At 50.7% G+C, this 20,663-nt stretch carries 21 protein-coding genes and 3 tRNA genes; 14 read left to right on the forward strand and 10 right to left on the reverse strand.

Translation table 11 applies throughout. The features are described 5' to 3' along the window. Positions 1-26: 26 nt before the first annotated feature. Complete coding sequence (dnaG, locus tag EZJ44_RS02410) at positions 27-2,027, forward strand: DNA primase (protein ID WP_131279769.1); 2,001 nt, start codon at positions 27-29, stop codon at positions 2,025-2,027. Positions 2,028-2,030: 3 nt separating this feature from the next. Here dnaG and EZJ44_RS02415 read toward each other — a convergent pair whose 3' ends face one another. The 4 genes from EZJ44_RS02415 to EZJ44_RS02430 form a co-directional block, all read right to left on the reverse strand. Then, a complete protein-coding gene (locus EZJ44_RS02415; protein WP_131279771.1) occupies positions 2,031-2,300 on the reverse strand; it encodes a DUF6457 domain-containing protein in 270 nt (89 codons plus the stop codon). After that, positions 2,287-3,048 carry a twin-arginine translocase subunit TatC gene (gene tatC, locus EZJ44_RS02420; RefSeq protein WP_131279773.1) on the reverse strand — a complete coding sequence of 254 codons (762 nt, stop codon included), beginning with the start codon at positions 3,046-3,048 and terminating at the stop codon, positions 2,287-2,289. The genes EZJ44_RS02415 and tatC overlap by 14 nt, the downstream gene beginning before the upstream one ends. Before the next feature lie 59 nt (positions 3,049-3,107). Further along, positions 3,108-3,293: a Sec-independent protein translocase subunit TatA gene (tatA, locus tag EZJ44_RS02425; protein WP_131279775.1), complete on the reverse strand. Its 186-nt coding sequence runs from the start codon at positions 3,291-3,293 to the stop codon at positions 3,108-3,110. Between the two features lie 66 nt (positions 3,294-3,359). Then, positions 3,360-3,746 carry a twin-arginine translocase TatA/TatE family subunit gene (locus EZJ44_RS02430; RefSeq protein ID WP_131279777.1) on the reverse strand — a complete coding sequence of 129 codons (387 nt, stop codon included), beginning with the start codon at positions 3,744-3,746 and terminating at the stop codon, positions 3,360-3,362. Between the two features lie 175 nt (positions 3,747-3,921). On the opposite strand from EZJ44_RS02430, the gene EZJ44_RS02435 reads away from it, so the two are divergent. From EZJ44_RS02435 to EZJ44_RS02470, 8 genes are all read left to right on the forward strand, one after another. Beyond that, positions 3,922-4,782, forward strand: a complete 861-nt coding sequence (locus EZJ44_RS02435; protein WP_165496084.1) for a 4Fe-4S dicluster domain-containing protein — start codon at positions 3,922-3,924, stop codon at positions 4,780-4,782. Positions 4,783-4,831: 49 nt separating this feature from the next. Next, positions 4,832-4,905, forward strand: a tRNA-Ile gene (locus EZJ44_RS02440). Positions 4,906-5,409: 504 nt separating this feature from the next. Further along, positions 5,410-5,700 (forward strand): hypothetical protein, encoded by a 291-nt coding sequence (locus EZJ44_RS02445; protein ID WP_131279781.1) that lies wholly within the window; start codon positions 5,410-5,412, stop codon positions 5,698-5,700. Then, positions 5,684-6,205 carry a hypothetical protein gene (locus tag EZJ44_RS02450; RefSeq protein ID WP_131279783.1) on the forward strand — a complete coding sequence of 174 codons (522 nt, stop codon included), beginning with the start codon at positions 5,684-5,686 and terminating at the stop codon, positions 6,203-6,205. Before EZJ44_RS02445 ends, EZJ44_RS02450 begins: the two co-directional genes overlap by 17 nt. Before the next feature lie 130 nt (positions 6,206-6,335). Then, positions 6,336-6,407, forward strand: a tRNA-Asn gene (locus EZJ44_RS02455). Positions 6,408-6,538: 131 nt separating this feature from the next. After that, positions 6,539-7,030 carry a peptide deformylase gene (locus tag EZJ44_RS02460; protein ID WP_131279785.1) on the forward strand — a complete coding sequence of 164 codons (492 nt, stop codon included), beginning with the start codon at positions 6,539-6,541 and terminating at the stop codon, positions 7,028-7,030. Continuing rightward, positions 7,030-8,001, forward strand: coding sequence for a TIGR01777 family oxidoreductase (locus EZJ44_RS02465; protein ID WP_131279787.1), 972 nt, complete (start codon positions 7,030-7,032; stop codon positions 7,999-8,001). Before EZJ44_RS02460 ends, EZJ44_RS02465 begins: the two co-directional genes overlap by 1 nt. Positions 8,002-8,080: 79 nt before the next feature. Further along, on the forward strand, positions 8,081-8,602 hold the full coding sequence (locus tag EZJ44_RS02470) for a DUF3145 domain-containing protein (RefSeq protein WP_131279789.1): 522 nt from the start codon (positions 8,081-8,083) through the stop codon (positions 8,600-8,602). A gap of 81 nt (positions 8,603-8,683) precedes the next feature. Here the strand turns inward: EZJ44_RS02470 and EZJ44_RS02475 are convergent, their stop codons facing one another. Beyond that, positions 8,684-9,085 (reverse strand): hypothetical protein, encoded by a 402-nt coding sequence (locus EZJ44_RS02475; protein WP_131279791.1) that lies wholly within the window; start codon positions 9,083-9,085, stop codon positions 8,684-8,686. 155 nt (positions 9,086-9,240) lie between these two features. Here EZJ44_RS02475 and EZJ44_RS02480 point away from each other — a divergent pair, with 155 nt between their 5' ends. After that, positions 9,241-9,861 carry an L-threonylcarbamoyladenylate synthase gene (locus tag EZJ44_RS02480; protein ID WP_131279793.1) on the forward strand — a complete coding sequence of 207 codons (621 nt, stop codon included), beginning with the start codon at positions 9,241-9,243 and terminating at the stop codon, positions 9,859-9,861. A gap of 114 nt (positions 9,862-9,975) precedes the next feature. Continuing rightward, the gene (locus tag EZJ44_RS02485) at positions 9,976-10,692 is read left to right on the forward strand and encodes an HAD hydrolase-like protein (RefSeq protein WP_131279795.1); all 717 of its coding nucleotides are present in this window, start codon (positions 9,976-9,978) and stop codon (positions 10,690-10,692) included. A gap of 47 nt (positions 10,693-10,739) precedes the next feature. On the opposite strand, the gene EZJ44_RS02490 is transcribed toward EZJ44_RS02485, so the two are convergent. From EZJ44_RS02490 to aceE, 3 genes are all read right to left on the reverse strand, one after another. Continuing rightward, positions 10,740-12,533: an ABC transporter ATP-binding protein gene (locus EZJ44_RS02490; RefSeq protein ID WP_131279797.1), complete on the reverse strand. Its 1,794-nt coding sequence runs from the start codon at positions 12,531-12,533 to the stop codon at positions 10,740-10,742. Then, the gene (locus EZJ44_RS02495) at positions 12,530-14,302 is read right to left on the reverse strand and encodes an ABC transporter ATP-binding protein (RefSeq protein WP_131279799.1); all 1,773 of its coding nucleotides are present in this window, start codon (positions 14,300-14,302) and stop codon (positions 12,530-12,532) included. Before EZJ44_RS02495 ends, EZJ44_RS02490 begins: the two co-directional genes overlap by 4 nt. Positions 14,303-14,523: 221 nt before the next feature. Beyond that, entirely contained in the window at positions 14,524-17,277 is a 2,754-nt protein-coding gene (gene aceE / locus EZJ44_RS02500; RefSeq protein ID WP_131279801.1) for a pyruvate dehydrogenase (acetyl-transferring), homodimeric type, read from the reverse strand. 270 nt (positions 17,278-17,547) lie between these two features. Between aceE and EZJ44_RS02505 the strand changes: the two genes are divergently transcribed. The 3 genes from EZJ44_RS02505 (at position 17,548) to EZJ44_RS02515 (ending at position 19,797) form a co-directional block, all read left to right on the forward strand. Then, positions 17,548-17,958 (forward strand): DUF3052 domain-containing protein, encoded by a 411-nt coding sequence (locus EZJ44_RS02505; RefSeq protein WP_131279803.1) that lies wholly within the window; start codon positions 17,548-17,550, stop codon positions 17,956-17,958. A 122-nt stretch (positions 17,959-18,080) separates the two neighbouring features. Then, positions 18,081-18,153 (forward strand) — tRNA-Val (locus tag EZJ44_RS02510). A 204-nt stretch (positions 18,154-18,357) separates the two neighbouring features. Continuing rightward, entirely contained in the window at positions 18,358-19,797 is a 1,440-nt protein-coding gene (locus EZJ44_RS02515) for an alanine/glycine:cation symporter family protein (protein WP_131279805.1), read from the forward strand. Positions 19,798-19,811: 14 nt separating this feature from the next. Here the strand turns inward: EZJ44_RS02515 and crcB are convergent, their stop codons facing one another. Together crcB and EZJ44_RS02525 are read right to left on the reverse strand one after the other, a co-directional pair. Continuing rightward, positions 19,812-20,177 carry a fluoride efflux transporter CrcB gene (crcB, locus tag EZJ44_RS02520; protein WP_131279807.1) on the reverse strand — a complete coding sequence of 122 codons (366 nt, stop codon included), beginning with the start codon at positions 20,175-20,177 and terminating at the stop codon, positions 19,812-19,814. Next, complete coding sequence (locus EZJ44_RS02525; RefSeq protein WP_165496085.1) at positions 20,174-20,632, reverse strand: fluoride efflux transporter FluC; 459 nt, start codon at positions 20,630-20,632, stop codon at positions 20,174-20,176. Before EZJ44_RS02525 ends, crcB begins: the two co-directional genes overlap by 4 nt. Positions 20,633-20,663: the final 31 nt, after the last annotated feature.

Consider the following 20,663-nt stretch of genomic DNA (forward strand, 5'->3'; position numbering starts at 1 on the left):
CGGAGCGGTTTCGGTAGAATACAGCTATGGCAGGACTCATTAAGCGCGAGATCATCGACGAAGTGCGCGAACGCACGCGCATTGAAGATGTGATTTCAGAGTACATCACGCTCAAATCTGCTGGTACTGGTTCGCTTAAAGGTCTGTGCCCTTTTCATGATGAAAAGACTCCATCGTTCAATGTGCGCCCGCATGTGGGGCGTTGGCATTGCTTCGGCTGCGGTGAAGGCGGCGATGCCATTTCTTTTGTTGAGAAGATAGAGCATATCTCCTTCGTTGAATCGGTGGAAATGCTCGCGCGTAAGGCTGGAATCCACGTTGAGTATGAAGAGGACTCTTCGCAGCGAGATCGCCATCGTGGTGAGCCAACGCGCTCGCGATTAGTAGACGCGCATCGAGTAGCGCAGGAGTTTTATTCGCGTCAGCTGTTGACGCCGGAGGGCAAGGCAGCGAAAGAAATGCTCTACGAGCGTGGTTTCGACGACGCCGTAATTGCGTCCTATCGCATTGGCTATTCTCCCAATAGCTGGGATTCGCTGTTGAAAGAGCTGCGCAAGCGCGGCTTCACTGAGAAGGAGATTCTCGCTTCTGGCCTTGCCACCCAAGGTACACGCGGCGTTTATGATCGTTTTCGTGGCAGAGTGATGTGGCCGATTCACTCAATTACTGGTGATCCGATCGGTTTCGGAGCTCGCAAAATGAATAATGACGACGACGGTCCTAAGTACCTGAACACGCCTGAGACGAGCATTTACAAGAAATCGCAGGTGCTTTATGGCCTTGATCGCGCGAAAAAGGCGATTTCTACCGATCGAAAAATTGTGGTGGTTGAGGGGTACACCGATGTGATGGCAGCGCATCTGGCTGGTATTCCGCATGCCGTGGCGACGTGCGGTACTGCGTTCGGACATGAACATGTGAAGATCGCGCGGCGTTTGTTACGCGATACTCAAGGCCCGAGTGCTGGAGTAATGCTCCATACTGGGCAAAGTTATGGCGGCGAAGTTATCTTCACGTTTGACGGTGATGCGGCGGGACAAAAAGCTGCTATTCGCGCATTTCAAGAAGATCAAAACTTTGGCGCACAGACTTTCGTGGCGATTTCTCCAGGTGGCTTAGACCCATGTGATGTACGGATGAAATATGGCGATGCGGCTGTGCGTGAAATCGTGGCATCGCGCGAGCCACTGTTCGCATTTGTGATTCGTTCCTTGCTTAAGGATATTTCCTTGCATACTGCCGAAGGACGCGCCGCGGGATTGCGCAGTGCTGCGCCAATTGTGGCATCGATCAAAGACCGCGTATTGCGTAGTGAATACACTCGTGAGCTAGCTGGCTGGCTAGGCATGGACGAAAACTCCGTTCGCTTGTCGGTTGACGAAGCACAAAAGCTTCTTCGGGGTGTAACGCCTGCGATTTCCCAGTTTGCTTCTTCTGATGTACGAGATGTGCAAGAAACTTCACCAGATTCCGAAAAGAATACGCCGATATTGAAAGATAAAGAGCTTATCAAAGATCCGGTAGAAAAAGTCGAACGCGCTGCTCTCGAAATCGCTGTACAGCTACCGCGGATGGCAATGGAAGCAAATATTCAAAGTTTGCCGAGTCAGTCGTTTGTTTTTCCGTTGCACCGAGCTATTTTTGAACGCATTAGTGAAATTGGTGGCGTGCAGCGGTATCACGATTATGTTGAGCAACTGCTGGCGCAAGGAATCGGGCAAGTTGATGCAGAAGCCCGCGGATGCGCGTGGTATGTGAATACACTTATGGACGGTGCTGATCCCCAAGTATATCGGGCAATAGCGCAACTTTCCGTTGAGCCTATCGCTGAAGAACGTGCATCGGATATGTGGCGCTATGTGCGCGGCGTGATGATGTCGCTGGTGCGGCACGGTTTCATGCGCCAAATTGCAGACGTACGTAGCGAGATGCAGCGATGTGATGATTCCACCCAGCAGGCTGCATTATTTCAACGCCTCATTGAACTCGAGAATCAGCGCCGTCTTTTCGACGAAACCGATACCTGAGATTTATTGGCTCTCGTATTTTTCAGCTAGCTTCTGAATCGACTCGATAATATCGAGCGGATCTTTGCTTGGCTGCGATCCTGCCAAGTAACCCAGCAAATATGCTGTGAGCGGTGCGCCTGGGCGGGATGGGCCGTGAGCCACAGTGGAGATTAGCTTGAGCAGATCTTTCTGAACTGGGGCAAGGGTACCTTTAAGTCCAAGTTCATTTTCAACTTCGGCAATCCAGAGGCGAAGTTTTTCCATCTTTTGCGGATCGTCATGATGTGCCATGAGAGCGTGTCCTTTCAATAGTTTGATTAGTTGCGCTACGTTTAGCAATACTACGTTCATGCAGAGCCGAGATACCGATGGCGAGAAGATAAAGCACGATCAGCACAGCCGCTTGAATGGTCATTGGCCACGGCGAGGGGAGTGGATTAGCAATCGCAGCGAAAGTAAAAGCAATCACCACTGCCCACCGCCATGCTTTGAGCATATTTCGCGAGCTGAGCAGCCCAAGGAAGTTGAGAACCACGAGAATCTCTGGAATGAGGAATGAGAGTCCAAAGGCGAGCACAAGCCGAGTATAGAAGGAGATATATGAATCTGCACGTAGCAGTGTTAAGGCCTCGGGTGGGGTAAAAGATGCAAGTATTTCCACTGCTCGTGGAATCATTAAGATTGCACTTGCGGCGCCCGCCGCAAACAAAATCACTCCAATAAAACCAAAGGCGAGTAGATTACGGCGTTCTTTTTTACGCAGACCAGGTGAGATAAACGCAAACATTTGGTACACCCACCACGGGCTGGCCAAAATTGTGCCGATCCAAAACGACATCCGCAGTTTGAGGTCGAAAGCTGCACCGATCGTCTGGAAATTGAGGCGAGCGCTTTCGGCGTCGATCTCCTTTAGCGGAGCTTGGATCCACACTAAAACTGGATCATACAAATACCACCCTGCGATTGCTGCGAGACAAATCCCAGCGATAGAAAGCAGGAGGCGTTTGCGTAACTCCTGAAAATGTTCGCGAATTGGCATAACACCTTCAGGATTTGAACGTTTGCGCACGGTCACCATAGAAAACGCGCTGAACGAACCTAGTTGTTGTTCTCGGTCGAGTTCTGGCTAGGTGGGTTTGGCTTATCGTCCTCGGTGAGTTCTTTCATCTCTTTTTTGAGGATCTTCGCCGATTGCCCAATTGAGCGGGCAATATCAGGTAGCTTAGCTGCGCCGAAGACAACGATAATCACGACGAGCAAGATAATAATGTGTGCAGGCTTCATTTCTTTATCCTTTGGATAGTGGTAGGGAATGGACTTTGAAAATCTTTAGCTTGAGGCTTGGTCGGGTTAGTTGGCTTTCCAGGGTGGAGTAATTGCGCGGTCGGCGTTACCAGCTGGTGGTGTGGTGCGCGAACTTGATTGCGAACCCGACTGAGAACTCTGTTGATTCATTGTATTTGATTGCTTCATCCACGCCCGCATTTCTTCTTGAACAGCATCGCGAATGATTTGCCGTGGATCAAGACCACGCATATCAAACTCCGATAAATCAATCGATGGAACATAATTCTCCGCCCGTGATTCTTCGCGCAGACGAGCAGAAAACTGTTTCGCTTTGGTTACTCCATTTTTGAAAACATGGAGAAATTGAGCGATAGACTTCGGCCCAAGTACAAGCAGTGCCACAAGTAGGATCACCACAAATTCTGTGCCTGATATGCCGAAAAACTCCATAATTCGATTCTAGCCTAGGTGCCAGTTGTTGAGTAAAACTGGGGACATTTATGTGACGTTTATGTTCGCATTTGAGCAACGTGGACTCTAGGATACATACTCAGAATACGGCACTTCTTGAATAAATATGATTGGTGCCGTTCGAGTGATAATGCACGTGAGAGTCGGGAGCTTAGTGAGCGATTCAGATCAGATTCGCCCTCTGTTGAGGTGGTTATTTGCGCATGACCTGCCAAAAGCTGTGGTGATTACGTGTGCACATTCAGAACTTAAACGTAGCCCACGAGGTGTGCAGATTATTTCCTGGAGTGACTGTCTTTCCACAGCTCCGATAGGTTTACCAGCGCAGTTGCTCGCCTTGGGGATTGAGCACGTTAGCGTAGAGTCGTGTGCGCTAGAATCGGTTGATTCTACCGAAAAAATCCAACAGTGGATTGAACTCACGCCAAGCTTAGTGTCCCAATTTGAGGGGTTTGACCGTTTTCTGCGCAGTGGAGATGCTGTGCTCACATGTGGAGCGATTGCATTGCCTCGTCGAGTTTTGTTAGGGCTTTCAGTTGCGGAAAAGCCACCTTATTCTTTTGTGGGTGACGACGTCGATCGCACGGTTCGCGCCCTAGAACTGTTGCGTGAACAAGGGAGGTTGTCGGCGTCGTCGGCCCTCAACCGATCTCTAGGCGGGCACCGACTTGGCATTACTACCTGCACAGCGTGTGGAGTATGTGTGCGAGCTTGCCCACATGATGCTTTGGAAATTATCGATGCGGGAACTTCGAGCACCGTGGTTCACCACCGAGGTAGATGCAGAGGTGAGGAAAGATGCGTGAGCTTGTGTCCGGAGAAAGGCATTTGGATTCAAGGCGACATTGAACTGCGTGATTTGCTTGAGCATGAGGTTGCTGAGCTGCGAGTGGTGAACACTACCGCTTGTGAAAAATGCGGAGCGAGACATCCGGTTGATGAGGGACAATATTGTAAGGTGTGTCAATTCAAAGCGCGTTCACCTTTTGGTTCAATCACACTTGGTCATAATTGACGTAGCCAGTTGGAAATCGAGATTAATTTCGATATAACCTAGGGGAGATGCCCCTGTAGCTCAGACGGTTAGAGCAGGGAACTCATAATTCCAGGGTCGCGGGTTCAAGTCCTGCCGGGGGCACACGAGGTCGGGCTTGCAGTTTTGCAAGTCCGACTTTGCATATCCGTGTGAGAGAAGATCACGTTGCAGATACGCCGGTGGTGAGGCTTTGTATCGCTATAAAAGCTGGCGTTGTGCCGAATTTTAGGCTTTTAATCCATAGTTTTGACGTCTTGAACTGGTTTATAAATTCGCAAATTTATACTCATGTAAATATTAAATAAAAATAAAGAAAGTCAAATGTTGTGGTGCTAATGTTACCAATAACGGAACGCATTGAAATGGGATCTTGAAACGGTGGATGACCGACCACAGTTTCTTGTTCTTTGAGTCGTGGCGAAGGAACTCAAGATTTATCCCGTCGGGATGCGTTCCGTCTTTTTGTGCTCGCATAAGTGCTGAGCGGTACGGATATCTAAGCTGAGTGATTCGGGTACCTAAAGGTTTCGCGGTTTGGCTGTGGCGTAGTCGCTTTCGAGCCACTAGGCTGTGGGTAGATTTGTTTTGACTGAAAGAGCGGTATAAATGAGCGAAACGAATAATCCTTTAGAGCCTGGGATGGGGTCGCATATTGATGCGGCTGGCACCACTTCGCAGAGCCAACGTGGTGGTTTGGCTCCAGAAGACCTTGCGAAACTCAAGAAAGCCCAGCGGAGGAATATTGTTATTGCCCTGATATTGGGCCTAATACTCGCTGTCAGTGGATACTTTGCGGGTCAAAAATTGCGTGAGAGTCGATCACAGTCGTCGGCAGCAAACGTAAGTGTGGTTATTGCTGATGGTGAGGAGAGGGCAGTAAATGGTGTTCGGATTTAATAAAAGTGTTGACCGCCAGGTGTTGGACCTGTGTAGGGAAGTGGGGGTTAAACCTACCGCAAGCAGCGAAGTAGTTTACGACGGCGGAAAACGTTGGCTTGCGACGTCGTCCACAATGCTCGTAGTGCTTACGCAAGACGACGGTGTGCGTCCGGGGGAAACGCAACTTATTGAGTGGGCAGATTTTGCTCAAGCTGGATGGGATGAACAAGAACGGCTTTTGACATTAAAGTTTATCGATCCGGCATTGCCTGCCCTGCAGTTTGAGTTGTTCGAAGACTATAGCGAGAATTTCGTGACGGCGATTCGGGAGCGCGTCGACCGTTCGATTGTGTATCAACAGTTTGTGGAGTTGAGCTCGGGTGTGATTGCTCGCGGGCAAGTGCGGAGAAATGCCGATGAAACGCTCTTCACCCAGATTCTTGTTGATGGGGATGTTGAAGCACGAGATCGAGAAATTCTGGCAAATTTGGACATTGAATTGCGAGAAGCTGTGGGGCTTTGAGCTGTGAGTATTGTCTAGACCACAGAACATTTATGAGTGACGCCAGTCACATTGGCGAAAATAAGCCAAAAAATGGCAGTCTTGGAATTCGCTTTCGTTCGAAAATTTGCTAAAGTATTTCAAGTCGCAATCCCGCGTAGCTCAATGGCAGAGCATTCGACTGTTAATCGAACGGTTGTTGGTTCGAGTCCAACCGCGGGAGCTCGAGGGCCTCTGATAGTAATATTGGAGGCCTTTGTTATTGCTTGTGCCGCTCAATTTTACCTGTGACAATAGACTTGTGACAATTGAAGGTGCAAGAGACGTTTCAATCTGGTGTGAGGACTATTTGCAATGACGTACCGTGATATTCGAATTGTTGGCGATCCAGTATTGCGCACGGTATGCGCTCCGATCACCGATATAACACCCGGTATTCGCCAGCTTGTGGACGATCTGATGGAAAATGTTAATGAGCCAGGACGCGCTGGATTAGCTGCAAATCAGATCGGGCAGTCTTTCCGGGCATTCTCGTGGAATATTGATGGCAAGCGCGGTTATATTCTCAACCCGGTGATTGTGGAACTATCTGAGGACGAGTACCAAGACGGCGACGAGGGTTGCTTGTCGGTTCCGGAACTGTGGTATCCCTGCAAACGCGCATGGTATGCAAAAGCAGAGGGCACTGATTTAGACGGCAATAAAGTTGTGGTCGAAGGTGAGGAAATTTGGGGTCGGCTCATTCAACATGAGGTAGACCATCTTGACGGTCACCTCTACATTGATCGTCTTGAACGCGCCGAGCGTAAGAAAGCACTGCGCGAAATACGCGAAAAGGGCATGTGATGGCAAATAGCGGTGTTCTTCTGATAGCGGGAGCCTCTGGCTTTATTGGTTCTGCGTTTCGGGAGAGCGTCCTGCCTCGGTATGCTCAGGTGCGTTGTTTGACTCGTTCCGACAACGAAGCGCGTGATGGATTGCGCGATAAGTCGCGTGATGGATCGCATAGCGGTCAGCGCGAGGTTTTCCAGTGGGATCCAGCGCGGCGGATCATTGACGATCAAGCAATTGCAGGTGCTGATGCGGTTGTGTGTCTTAATGGAGCGCCGATAAACCGAATGTGGACCAAAAAATACCGCAAAACGCTGTGGGAATCGCGTATTGGTTCAGTTCGTACTCTAGTTGATGCAATCTCACGCACTCCGCAAGACTTACGTCCGCGCGTATTATTGTCTGGTTCTGCGGTGGGATATTACGGTTATGACGCCGATCAGCCCGTTTCTGAAGACACCCCAGCAGGCAAAGGTTTCTTAGCTCAGTTATGCCGAGCATGGGAACATGAAGCTAATCGGGCCGAGCAGTATGGTGTGCGAGTAGTCAATATCCGCACTGGTCTAGTTATGCATCCAAGTGGTGGCTTGATGAAAGCAATGCTTCCTTTGTTTAGGTCCGGCTTGGGCGGTCGTATTGGTGATGGATCGGCGTGGATGCCGATAATCTCTCGCCGAGATTACGTTAATGCTCTCCACCATTGCATTGAACATGAGGAGATCTCTGGGCGAGTAAACTTCACTGCGCCACACCCAGCTCGTAACGCACAATGGACTCAAGACTTTGCTGAGTTTGTGCATAGGCCTGCAGTTTTTGTGGCTCCCAAGTCGGTGCTTCAATTGGTGCTTGGCAATATGGCAAAAGAGACGATTTTGGCCTCGCAACAAGTAGTTCCAGACGTTTTGCTCAAGAGTGGTTTTGTTTTTGAAGCAGCCACGTCAACGGAGATATTTTCATCGTTTCGTTCGAAACACTCCGAGGCATGACAATGCATTCAACAAACAGCTAGACTATAAATAACGCACAAGATCCTCGAGGTGGGTGTCACGGGGAATTTCACCCAATATGAGGAGGATCGCGGTGAGTTCAAAATACACCACACGAGGTGTCATATTTATTCATTCGGTAACTCCGGCTGTTCAACCGCACGTTGAATGGGCGGTTACAAGTGTGCTTGGATATCCAGTGCATATTGAATGGACTAAGCAACCAGCTCAGCCACAGATGAACCGTGGTGAACTAGCTTGGACGGGTGAGATCGGAACTGGTGCAATGCTTGCTTCCGCGCTCGGTGGTTGGGAACATTTGCGCTTTGAAATCACTGAGGAAAATACGCCGGTATCAGAAGGCGGGCGATGGTCATGTACTCCTGGTTTGGGTATTTTCTACGCTCAAACGGACTTGGTGGGCAACGTCGTCATTCCTGAAAACCGAATCCGGGCCGCTCTCGAGCAATCTGCCGGAGATCCCGACGAATTGCGCCGACTGATGGATGTGGCGCTCGGTCAGGCCTGGGACGACGAACTTGAGGTGTTCCGTTACGCGGGAGCAGGCGCTCCTGTGCGTTGGCTGCACCGCGTGGGCTGATTTCTGGAACTGCAATTACTGCTCAATGTGAAGCTGATCAGAAACCAGCAATACACAGACTTGCCTAAGAAAAGGCTTCTATTAGGCATCGAATAGAGCGCGCAGATCGGCTGCACTGGCGAGTTGGCTATCCTCCTCAAGCTGACTCGGGTGGGCGGGTTGCACTTCTGATGTCGAAGCTTTCGCCTGCTTTGCAGTATTCGCGGACGGATCTAAATCTGATGGCACGGGAGTTTTTATTGCTTCACATAGCTGTGATACATGTGTAGCTTGGCAGATGAGATCGTCGTTAAGATCCACTTTGGCTAAGCGTTCTAATTGAGTAGCAATTGCCCAGATCGACACAGTATCTAAGCCGAGTTCCTCGCGCAGAGCAGTGGGATAATTGGCCTCAGTTTCAGGAATCTCTGGAGCTATATCAGCCAAGGCAACTCTAAAGCGGGCGAGGGCGAGCTGCTGTTCGTCGTCTAAAGAAATACCCATATGCACTGCTCCTGCTACCTGTTTTGCACAAAGAAAATTTTACCTTGTGCCGCTACACGTCCATCTTAAAGGGTTTGCTGACCCTAACGATAGTAGGCGCAAATGAGATACTGCGAAGCTAATTGACTATAATTGGAAAAGAACAAGGAGATCTCATGGCACACTACGTTGATTTACATCCAGACAATCCACAGCAGCGTATCGTTGATCGAGTTGTGGAACGGTTACGCCAAGGTGATATTGCTGCAATTCCCACCGATTCGGGCTATGCGATTGTTTGCCGCTTGGGCAATAAAGAAGGTTTAGAGCGGATCCGGACTATTCGCCGCGTGGATTCCAAGCATCATTTCACCTTGCTGTGCCATGATTTTGGGCAATTAGGCAAGCTCGTCATTATTGACAACGCCAATTTTCGGTTGATTAAGAGCAAGACGCCCGGTCCATTTACGTTCATATTGAAAGCCACCAAAGACGTTCCACGGATGATGCTTAACCCGAAAAAATCTACGGTGGGCGTGCGCATTCCCGATCACAAGATTACGCAAGCGATTCTTGAGAATATGGGTGAACCTCTCTTATGCTCAACACTGATTCTACCAGGGGAGTCTGAGCCGCAGCGAGAGGGGTGGATGATTAACGATGAACTCGGTCATGTGCTCGATATCGTGGTGGAAGGCCCGATTGGGAGCGAAGGGCCCACAACCGTCGTCGATCTTTCTTCCGGGGATATCGAGGTGCTGCGTGAGGGCGCAGGCGATCTTGGCACTTTGGTCTGATGCCAGTTTGCCCGCAACACCGCACAAAGCTTCGCATCACAGTCACACACCATCGCGCAAAATTCAATTATTGAGCCATATTCACTAACACAACAAAAGGTAAGTTCGAACTCCATGACTAATCTCAAAGCAGTACTCTTTGATCTTGACGGCACTCTCACCGATTCGGCTCCACTGATCTGCAATGCCTTGCACGCGACAATGCTTGAGAAAGCGGGATTGGATATGCCGCCTCAGTCGTTTATGCCCTGTGTAGGGCCGCCATTGCATCAGTCATTTGCGCGTATGGGAGTGGCTGAAGAACAGATTGAGGATTACATCGGCGATTACCGCACTCGCTACTTGCAGGTGATGGATCAGACGCCGCTATTTGCCGGCATTGATCGAACGCTTAAAGTGTTAAAGGAAAAGCTGGATGTGCCCTTGCTTGTAGCTACTTCGAAGCTGACGCATCTGGCACAAGAAGTGTGCGATAACTTAGGAATTTCGCCGATTTTTGACCGTGTGTGCGGCGCAAATACCGACACGATGCACAGCTCGAAGGCTCTCGTTGTGGCTGATGCTTTGCAATATTTGTACGACGCCGGTGTGCTCGCGCAAGCTCCGAACGCTCACGCAACCCCACAAGCGCCCGATAAAGAAGCCGATTTCCGCGATGACGTGGTGATGGTGGGTGATCGCATTTTCGACATCGAAGGCGCGGGCGCACACAATATTCGCACTGTTTTAGTTCAATGGGGTGGCGCGCCAAAGAGTGAACACGACTTGGCCTGGGCAACTGTAGCTTCACAAGAAGAACTAGTTGGGGTGCTTTGTTCTCTCAAGGGATGAGAGAACAAAGCACCCCACGCTAACCATTACAGATTTAACAGTATTGCTCAGTCGGATGTGTTGAACTGTGACTGGTAGAGATCGTAATAGTACCCACGCCGATCCATGAGAGATTGATGGGTTCCTTGCTCTACCACATCACCTTCAACCATCACAATAATAACGTCCGCTTCTCTAATCGTGGAGAGTCGATGAGCGATGACGAACGAGGTTCTTCCGGTCCGCAAATGGTTCATTGCTCGCTGTACCAGCATTTCGGTACGGGTATCGACTGATGAAGTGGCTTCGTCGAGAATCAAGATTTCCGGATCGGAAATGTACGCACGTGCGATAGTGATGAGCTGTTTCTCGCCAACCGATAGACCGCCGTCTTCGTCGTCTACCGCAGTATCGTACCCCTCGGGAAGTTGCCGGATAAGTCTATCAACGCCAGTGGCCTTAGCAGCTTCGACTATCTCTTCTCGAGTAGCACCCGCGCGACCATAGCCGATATTTTCGGCAATTGTGCCTTCAAATAACCAAGTGTCTTGCAAAACCATTCCGATTTTCGAACGCAGGGAATCTTTGGAGAAATTGGTGATGGGCACGCCGTCAATCTTGATACTTCCAGAGCTCACGTCATAGAAGCGCATGAGTAGATTGACGAGAGTTGTCTTTCCCGCTCCAGTTGGACCCACAATTGCCACTTGCTGCCCGCGTTGAACCTCGAGGTTGAGATGAGTGATAACTGTTCGATCAGGAGTGTACCCAAACGACACATTTTCAAAGCTCAATGTACCTGCGCTACCTTCGGCACTAGGCGGAATCTCGGCAGTGGTATCCGGAGCCATCTCCTCAGAATCGAGAAAATCGAATACTCGCTCTGCGCTCGCAGCACCAGATTGAATGAGATTTGCCGTGGAGGCCAGTGTGCCGATCGGATGATTGAGTTGGCGCGAATATTGAATAAATGCCTGAATTGCCCCAATGGTCAATGCGCCGCTCAGTACTTGGAGAGCGCCAGCAACCGCCACAACCACGAAAGAAATATTGGCAACAAACGACATGATCGGTTGCATCATTTGCGAATAGAACTGCCCTTTGAAACCTGCTGTGAAAAGCTCTTGATTTGCGCGATCAAAAGAACTTGTGCGCATGGCTTGCATATTGTACAAAGCAACAATTTCGTGGCCAGTAAATGACTCCTCGACGATTGACGATACCTCACCCGTCTTTTGCCACTGTGCTTTGAACTGCGGTTTCGAGGCTTTAAGTACCTTGACCATTGCCAGCATGCCGAAGGGGAATGCCAGCACCGACAGTAGCGCGAGCCACCACGAAATCCACACCATCATGCCAACGATCCCAATAACCATGTAAAGGGAAGAAATAACTTGGCTGAAAGTCTGCATCAAGGTCTGGTTGATATTGTCGATGTCATTGGTAACGCGCGAGAGAAGATCGCCACGCTGATGCTGATCCACATACGACAATGGGAGCTTGTCGATCTTTTGTTGAGCTGTTTTACGCAGGTTAAAGCCCAAATCTTGCACGACGATCCGGATGATAAATCCGGCTACGAACGAGGCGAGGGCATAGATAACATACAAGGCGACGACGAAGAGTAACACCCGTGCTAAATGCCTAAAATCGACGCCGGAGCTCGCCATACCTTCGACGATAACGTTGGTGGCATCACCAAGGAACTTTGGCGCTGCTACCGAAGCGGCCGTGGCGAGGAGCGTCAAAAGCATGATAAGTACGATCTGCCCGCGAGCAGGTTTCAAAAGACGAGCAAGCCGCTTCAATGAGCCTTTAGTATCGCGAGAAGTAGCAGTGGGATCTACACCTGGACCGTTCATTTTGCCTCCTCGTCTGTGAGCTGTGATTGGACAATTTCTTGGTATGTTGCGCAGTGTTCTAAAAGCTCGGCATGAGTGCCACGGCCAACGATTTTTCCATTATCGAGAACGCAAATTTCATCGGCATTGCGAATAGTGGCAACACGCTGAGCCACAATCAAAACTGCCACATCTGTTAATGTGTGCCGCAGCGCCGCACGCAAGCGGGCATCAGTAGCGTAATCTAGCGCCGAGAAAGAATCGTCGAAAATCAACAAATCGGCGTCGTGATGCCCAGCAGAATCAGGCAAACACCGATACAGCGCTCGGGCAATTGTGAGGCGTTGGCGTTGCCCACCCGAAAAATTCTTTCCGCCAGATTCGACCTTTGCCTCGATCTGACCATCGAGATCTGATACGAATTCCCAAGCTTGGGCGAGCTCCAAGGCTCGCTGAACGCGGTCGACGTCGTACGAAACCTCACTTCCCACGGTACCTGCAACGTTTTCTCCCACGGTGCCAGAAAAAAGAAAAGCTCGTTGGGCCACAATAGCGATCTTCGAGCGAAGACTGTGTAAGTCGACCTCGCTCACTGGCACACCACTGGCCGTAACGCTTCCGGTGCTCACGTCGATCAAACGAGGGAATAGGCGAATCAAAGACGTCTTACCAGAGCCAGTGGAACCGATCAAAGCTACGGTTTTGCCCTGCTCTAGCGTCATATTGATACCGCTGAGCACCGGCTCTTCGGCACCAGGGAAGCGCAATGAGGCATCATTTAGCTCGAATACTAGGGGAGAAGCCGGAAGCTCGCGGGGATTGTCTGGATTGACGATAGTTGATTTTTGCGTGCGGACTTGCGCGATACGCTTCGCAGAGATTTCTCCACGCGGATAGAACATTGCCATCATGCCCGACATCATCACCGACATTAGAATCATCATGAGATAGTTGATGTAAGCCGTGAGCGCACCGATATTGAGATCGCCTACGCTCACGCGCTGCCCGCCGAACCAGATCACGGCGCATGAGGATAGGCCAACGATTAAGAATGCTGTTGGGAGCATAAAAGCCCAGAGCCAGCCGATTTGGAGCCAGACGGCCCGCAATTCTTCGTTCGCGACGTCGAACTTCTCAGCTTCAGTTTTTTGACGCACAAAAGCGCGGATAACGCGTACGCCTGCCAATTGCTCACGTAGGAGCGTGTTGATGCGGTCCACTCGTGTCTGTTGCGTTTGGTATCGCGGTGTGAGCAGAGCCATCGTTACCCCAATGAGTAGGGCGAGTGTGGGCACAATAATGAGGAGCAGTTTGGACAAACCGGCGTCTTGCTCCAGTGCCATGATGATGCCGCCGATTCCCATAATTGGAGCCGTGATCATGATGGTGAAAGTCAAAAGCACCACCATTTGCATCTGAGTGATGTCGTTGGTAACGCGCGTGATGAGTGTGGGCGCACCGAACTTATGCTGGTCTACTGCCGAAAAATTTTGTACGTGTCGGAAGGTAGTGGCGCGCAGATCTCGTCCAAACTCCATTGCTAGCTTCGAGCCGAAGTAGATCGCCAGAACCATAAAAGATATTTGTACAAGGGAGATGCCGAGCATCAACAATCCACGCGAGTAAATAATATTGCGATCGTTGGCCAAAATGCCATGATCAATGATTTGCGCGTTGAGGGAGGGGAGCCACAACGAGAGGATCACTTGACCCAGCTGAAATACGATCAGAGCAAGAATGTAGAGCTTCTTTGAGCGTAAAAACTCCCATGCAGTTCGAAATAGTTCCATATTGCCTCAGATTTTCTCACGGTAGTTCATTACTTAATTAACTAATAACTAATGACTCAGCCTACGCCAGTTCTCGATAAGCCATATTTGCCAGCTCTACTTTGTAATAAAGACAATAGAAAACTGGTGTGGGGTGGGATTCTCATTATCCCAACCCACACCAGTTCAGTATGAGCATCATGTGTGCAGTATGTTTCTGCACCCAGATCTAATCACGAAGCTTAGGCAACTTCGTTCGGATCAGATACGCCAGATTCGCCAGCGTTCGGATTGAACAGATCATACTTGTCGATTGCTTGCTTCACGAGCGAGCGGTCAATCTTGCCTTGATCTGCCAATGCTTGCAAAGCACGAACAACCATCGAAGCTGCATCAATCTTGAAGTGCCGGCGTGCCGCTGCGCGGGTATCCGAAACGCCGAAGCCATTGGCGCCAAGCACGTAGTAATCGCCTGGAATCCATGGACGGATTGCGTCTTGGTTCTGCTTTTCGAAATCAGAGGTCGCGATGAATGGTCCCTCTTCATTCTTCAAACGGCTGGTGAGCCATGCTTCGCGTGGCTCTTCCTCTGGATGCAAGAAGTTGTGCTCATCGGTAGCAAGACCCTCTTTACGAAGCTCGTACCACGAAGTAACCGACCATACTGCTGCCGAGATACCCCAGTCGTTGCGGAGCATATCGCGAGCTTCGCGAGCCCATGGAACGCCCACACCTGAAGCGAGCAGTTGAACCTTGTGTCCGTCGCCTTCAGCGGCATCAACCTGGTAAATACCCTTGATGATGCCCTCAACGTCGACGTTCTCTGGCTCGGCCGGCTGCTGGATTGGCTCGTTGTAAACGGTCAGGTAGTACATAACGTCCTGATCGCGGCCATCCGACCCATCTCCGTACATGCGCACGATGCCATCGCGCACAATGTGGCGGATTTCGTATGCGTAAGCGGGATCGTATTGCACGATGGCTGGGTTCGTTGAGGCGAGCACGTGGGAGTGTCCGTCGAGGTGCTGTAAGCCTTCGCCCGTAAGGGTGGTGCGGCCAGCGGTTGCACCCATAATGAATCCGCGTGCCATTTGATCGGCTGCGTGCCAGAACTGATCACCCGTGCGCTGGAAACCGAACATCGAATAGAAGATGTAAATTGGCACCATTGGCACGCCGTGTGTGGCATAAGAGGTTCCCACTGCGGTGAAGGCGGCATTGGAGCCAGCTTCGGTAATACCGGTGTGGAGAATCTGACCCTTTTCCGATTCCTTGTACGAAAGCAAGAGATCCGAATCAACAGCCGTGTAATGCTGACCGTGCACATTGAAGATCTTCGCGGTAGGGAAGAGTGCGTCCAAACCGAAGGTACGTGCTTCGTCTGGGATGATCGGCACGATACGGTGACCAAATTCCTTGTCACGGATGAGATCCTTCATCAAGCGCACAAAGCCCATCGTGGAAGCGACCTTCTGCTTGCCTGATCCGCCCTTGAGTACGTCGTAGACTTTGTCGTTTGGAAGTGCGATGCCCTGTTCGACGACGCGGCGCTCTGGCAAGTATCCGCCGAGCTCACGACGACGATCGAGCATGTACTCAAGCGCGGGCGCGTTTGGCTCAGGCTTGTAGTACGGCGCGCTGTAAGGATCTTCGAGCTGCTCATCGGTGAAATCAAGATGAAGCGTATCGCGCAACAGCTTGAGATCGTCAGAGTTTAGCTTCTTCATCTGGTGGGTGGAGTTACGGCCTGCGAAATTAGATCCGAGCGAGTAACCCTTCACCGTATGAGCCAAGATCACCGTTGGCTGATCCTTGTGATCAACAGCCGCCTTGTAAGCAGCGTAGACCTTGCGGTAATCGTGACCTCCGCGCTTCATTGCGAAGATCTTCTCATCGGACCAATCAGCCACCATAGCCTTGGTGCGTGGATCGCGGCCGAAGAAGTGCTCGCGGATGTAACCGCCGTCGTTGGCCTTGAACGTCTGGTAATCGCCGTCCAAGGTGTTGTTCATAATATTGACGAGCGCACGGTCTTTGTCAGCGTGTAGGAGTTCGTCCCATTCACGACCCCAGATGACCTTGATAACGTTCCAGCCGGCGCCGCGGAAGGAGGCTTCAAGCTCCTGAATGATCTGGCCATTGCCGCGTACCGGACCGTCAAGGCGCTGGAGGTTACAGTTAATGACGAAGGTTAGGTTGTCAAGATTTTGTCCTGCCGCAAGATGGAGAAGGCCGCGCGACTCGACTTCGTCCATTTCGCCGTCGCCCATAAACGCCCAGACATGCTGCTGGGAGGTGTCCTTCAAACCGCGATCGTGGAGGTAGCGGTTGTACCATGCCTGATAGATTGCCGAGATTGGACCCAGACCGAGCGATACGGTTGGGAACTCCCAGAAATCAGGAAGTTGGCGTGGATGCGGATAAGAAGGCAGACCTTTGCCACCAGATTTACGTGACACCTGCTGGCGGAAAGAATCAAGATCAGCTTCGGTGAGACGACCTTCAAGGAATGCGCGGGCGTAGTTTCCCGGCGAGGAATGACCTTGGAAGAATACTTGGTCGCCACCGCCAGGGGAGTTCTTGCCACGGAAGAACCAGTTGTGTCCTACTTCGTACAGGGTCGCTTGTGCAGCGAACGAGGAAATATGCCCACCTACGGCAATTCCTGAGCGCTGTGCGCGGGTCACTTGAACTGCGGCATTCCAACGAACCCAGCGGCGGAATTCGCGTTCGAGTTTTTCGTCGCCTGGATAGAACGGCTCATCATCGATGCCAATGGTGTTCACGTATGGCGTTACGAGGTTACCTGGCAATCGAACGCCCCGTTCGCGGGCGCGTCGTTCCATTGCCATCAACAAGTAACGAGCACGAGCGTCTCCCTGAGCGTCAATAAGTCCGTCGATGGACTCAAGCCACTCTTGCGTTTCTTCTCGATCGACGTCCGGAACCTGACTGAGCAGACCATTGATCAACGGACGAATAGGAACTTGACTCACGTTGTCTCCCTTAAAATTGCTAATTATTGGGAGGTTGATGGAAGTCCCAGTGTATTTGTAGGCACGTCCTAACCTCTCCTTGTATATAAATGTACCGGATTTGGGTCAAAAGCCCTACATTCTTTGGGTATTTTTCAATGGGAGACGACTCACGTTTTTATAGCCGAGAAATTTCCTCTTATAAAGTGCTGTGAAAACAACGAGACTTTACAATATTTCGTGATGTAACTTATAAGAGTTGCATAGAGCGTCTTGAAAGGACGGTTACGAGTGTCCGGCACAACTACCGGTGAAAAATTAGGTTTTAAGTTAGGCGACGTTGTACAGGAATTTGGTTACGACGACGACGTCGATTTCGATTTGCGCGAATCTATCGAAACTATGACCGGACAACAGCTTGAAGATGAGGACTATCGCGGAGCCGCTGACGCGGTTGTTGCATGGTGGCGTTCTGATGATGGGAATGTTGATGATCTCACCGACTACCTTGTGGATTGTGCGGCGTCGCTCGACTCTGGTTCGGGAGCGATTTGGTGTCTTGTTCCGGTAGTATCCTCTGCGTTTCATGTGGCGACGGCGGACGTGGCAGAAGCTGCTAAGACGGCGGGTTTGTCTGTGCCAAGCTCTGTAGCCCTCGGTGGAGACTGGACGGCGTATCGAATCGTTTCGCGCGGTCACTGAGTCTTATATTTATTCCGCTATTTGGCGCTGCGGCGTGTTTCGGCTGGTTGTCGAAATGCGCCGCTCGTCACGTTTTGGGAATGAATTTGGAATCTGACGCGATTTCTGGATATGCTTCTAACGGACTCTTAGCTCAGTTGGTAGAGCACCTGGTTTACACCCAGGTTGTCATCGGTTCGAGTCCGGTAGGGTCCACCGGGAAAGATTCCCTCTCGAAAGAATATAATTCGAGAGGGAATCTTCGTTTTATTCCCACATTCGGTCGGGTCTTGGTTCCGAGACGTAAAAGATTTTTGCCAAACCTTACTTTTTCTTTGTAAAATCTTTGAGGAGTCACAAAACATCTCAGGTGAATTACTTAAATTTTGAAGATCTGAGATATGTCGATGGGAAATATTTATGGCTGACGCAATTGCTGCGTATTTTGGTTCGATTTCGGACTTTCTATACACGTACATCATTATTGCTTTGCTTCTGTGCGCAGGCGTCTACTTCACAGTTCGAACCCGCGCTGTGCAATTCAGTAATTTTGGAAAGATGGTCAAAACCATCTTTTCTTCGCGTGAATCGCGTGATGGCGGTATTTCCTCTTTCCAGGCCTTCGCGATTGGTCTAGCATCTCGCGTTGGAACTGGAAATATTGCTGGTGTTGCAATTGCGCTTGTACTGGGAGGTCCAGGTGCAGTTTTCTGGATGTGGGTTGTGGCGCTACTTGGCATGGCGACTGCTTTCGTCGAGGCCACGATGGCGCAACTTTTCAAAGTACGCTGGCATGATGGAACCTTCCGTGGAGGACCGGCATTCTATATTCAGCGCGGCCTTGGATCTCGTAAATGGGGCGTACTCTTCGCCGTCTTCCTCGTTTTTTCCTTCGGTATTTCTTATGAAATGGTGCAGGCTAATACAATTGCTGCAACCCTCAAAGATCATTACAGTGTGAGCCCTTGGATCACCGCTATCGTATTGCTGGTGCTCACCGGAGCAGTGGTATTTGGCGGACTCAAGCGAGTGGCAAAAGTTACTGAGTGGATGGCACCTATTATGGCAATTGTCTACATCGCTATCGCACTGGCAGTTATTGTGATGAACCTCGAGAATATTGTTCCGATTATGAAGTTGATCTTTGCCTCAGCTTTTGGCCTCGAGCAAGGTTTGGCAGGAACTGCCGGCGGTGTGGTGGCAGCGATGCTCAATGGTACACGCCGCGGTCTGTTCTCGAATGAAGCAGGTGAAGGCTCTGCTCCAAACGCTGCATCAACCGCGCAAGTGTCCCATCCGGTAAAACAGGGCTTCATCCAAGCAATGGGTGTTTTTGTTGACACGATTTTGGTGTGTTCTGCCACGGCATTCATCATTCTCAACTCCCTGGGAACGGTGTACAAACCAGGTGAAGAAACCTCACTTGATGGAGCGTCGCTGACTATTGCGGCAGCCACGTATGAGCTGGGCGAGTGGATCGTACCGATTATGGTGGTACTCATCCTCGTGTTCTGCTATTCCTCGATTATCGGTAACTTTGCCTATGCAGAAATCAATATTGATTTCATGACGAATGGCAAGGCTTGGGGATCGAAAGTGCTCGGCGGCGTCGTCGTACTTTCAGTGGCGATTGGTTCGCTTTCCTCGCTCAACGCTGTATGGAACTTTGCCGATATCACAATGGCAGGAATGGCGGTCATCAACTTGGTGGCGATTGTGCTTCTTGGTAAATGGGTATTTGGAGCTTTGCGCGATTTCCAAGCCGACCCTGAGAAACCCTTTGTGGCGACGAACAATCCACATATGCCTGGCGAACTGCCGTCGGATATTTGGGTTGAGCGTGAGAATGCCCAAGCATAGGAGAGTTCCGGTAGCTATTTTGCAAGCGTAAATCCGAGCAAAAGCGATACATAAGCGATAACCAGGCAAAGTAAAAGCATACTTGCTGCGTACAAATATGCTTTCTTTGCCTGGTTATTTTTAAGCATTGTATAAGTTTCCAGCGACGCCGTGCTGAAGGTCGTGAAGCCGCCTGCGAACCCAGTGCCCAAGATAAGCAAGAGCGTAGCCGATATCGCCCCGCCTAGTTGCAAACCGGTACACAAACCGAGCAACGCTGAGCCGACGAAATTCACGGTGAAAGTTCCGGTGGGGAATAGTTTTTTGGGCAGTTTTGAATCGATGAAATAGCGCAGCGCAGCGCCAAAACCGCCGGCAATTGCCATGAGGACGAGCGTCATTGGGCACCGCCGTCTCCCGAAACGCGATGTTTCGTAACAGGTATTTCACGACGACGCCGGGCAGAACCTTTCGCTGTTGCGCGGGCTGCGATAACTCCAAGCCCTGCGCACACAATTCCTAGCCCTACCGACGTAATCGGGTATGTGAGAGCCAGCAAAGGGTGCTTGTTTGCCAGAAGGAGATTGGTGTCGACGATTAACGCGCTATACGTGGTAAAACCACCGAGCACGCCGGTGCCGAGAAATAGTCGAATGTGCTGCTGGGTAGCGGGATTTATCGCGCTCACTGCGAGTCTTTGGCTGAGAAATCCGAGCGTGAAACAACCGCTGAGATTTATGAAAAATATTCCGAGCGGGAATGGGGTGGAGGTGGTGTGGAGCGCTAGATTGACGCCATAACGAGCAAGAACTCCGCACACTCCACCGCAAAATACTTCGATGAGAGATAACAGCACACTCACATTCTAGGACGGCGACTCGGCATCG

This window comes from Arcanobacterium bovis, from assembly GCF_004331995.1.
Classification (GTDB): domain Bacteria; phylum Actinomycetota; class Actinomycetes; order Actinomycetales; family Actinomycetaceae; genus Arcanobacterium_A; species Arcanobacterium_A bovis.

Excerpts from the sequence above, each read along its gene's own strand:
- dnaG (WP_131279769.1), top strand. The coding sequence starts at position 27 with ATGGCAGGACTCATTAAGCGCGAGATCATCGACGAAGTGCGCGAACGC.
- EZJ44_RS02415 (WP_131279771.1), bottom strand. The coding sequence starts at position 2,300 with ATGGCACATCATGACGATCCGCAAAAGATGGAAAAACTTCGCCTCTGG.
- tatC (WP_131279773.1), bottom strand. The coding sequence starts at position 3,048 with ATGCCAATTCGCGAACATTTTCAGGAGTTACGCAAACGCCTCCTGCTT.
- tatA (WP_131279775.1), bottom strand. The coding sequence starts at position 3,293 with ATGAAGCCTGCACACATTATTATCTTGCTCGTCGTGATTATCGTTGTC.
- EZJ44_RS02430 (WP_131279777.1), bottom strand. The coding sequence starts at position 3,746 with ATGGAGTTTTTCGGCATATCAGGCACAGAATTTGTGGTGATCCTACTT.
- EZJ44_RS02445 (WP_131279781.1), top strand. The coding sequence starts at position 5,410 with ATGAGCGAAACGAATAATCCTTTAGAGCCTGGGATGGGGTCGCATATT.
- EZJ44_RS02450 (WP_131279783.1), top strand. The coding sequence starts at position 5,684 with ATGGTGTTCGGATTTAATAAAAGTGTTGACCGCCAGGTGTTGGACCTG.
- EZJ44_RS02460 (WP_131279785.1), top strand. The coding sequence starts at position 6,539 with ATGACGTACCGTGATATTCGAATTGTTGGCGATCCAGTATTGCGCACG.
- EZJ44_RS02465 (WP_131279787.1), top strand. The coding sequence starts at position 7,030 with ATGGCAAATAGCGGTGTTCTTCTGATAGCGGGAGCCTCTGGCTTTATT.
- EZJ44_RS02470 (WP_131279789.1), top strand. The coding sequence starts at position 8,081 with ATGAGGAGGATCGCGGTGAGTTCAAAATACACCACACGAGGTGTCATA.
- EZJ44_RS02475 (WP_131279791.1), bottom strand. The coding sequence starts at position 9,085 with ATGGGTATTTCTTTAGACGACGAACAGCAGCTCGCCCTCGCCCGCTTT.
- EZJ44_RS02480 (WP_131279793.1), top strand. The coding sequence starts at position 9,241 with ATGGCACACTACGTTGATTTACATCCAGACAATCCACAGCAGCGTATC.
- EZJ44_RS02485 (WP_131279795.1), top strand. The coding sequence starts at position 9,976 with ATGACTAATCTCAAAGCAGTACTCTTTGATCTTGACGGCACTCTCACC.
- EZJ44_RS02490 (WP_131279797.1), bottom strand. The coding sequence starts at position 12,533 with ATGAACGGTCCAGGTGTAGATCCCACTGCTACTTCTCGCGATACTAAA.
- EZJ44_RS02495 (WP_131279799.1), bottom strand. The coding sequence starts at position 14,302 with ATGGAACTATTTCGAACTGCATGGGAGTTTTTACGCTCAAAGAAGCTC.
- EZJ44_RS02515 (WP_131279805.1), top strand. The coding sequence starts at position 18,358 with ATGGCTGACGCAATTGCTGCGTATTTTGGTTCGATTTCGGACTTTCTA.
- crcB (WP_131279807.1), bottom strand. The coding sequence starts at position 20,177 with ATGACGCTCGTCCTCATGGCAATTGCCGGCGGTTTTGGCGCTGCGCTG.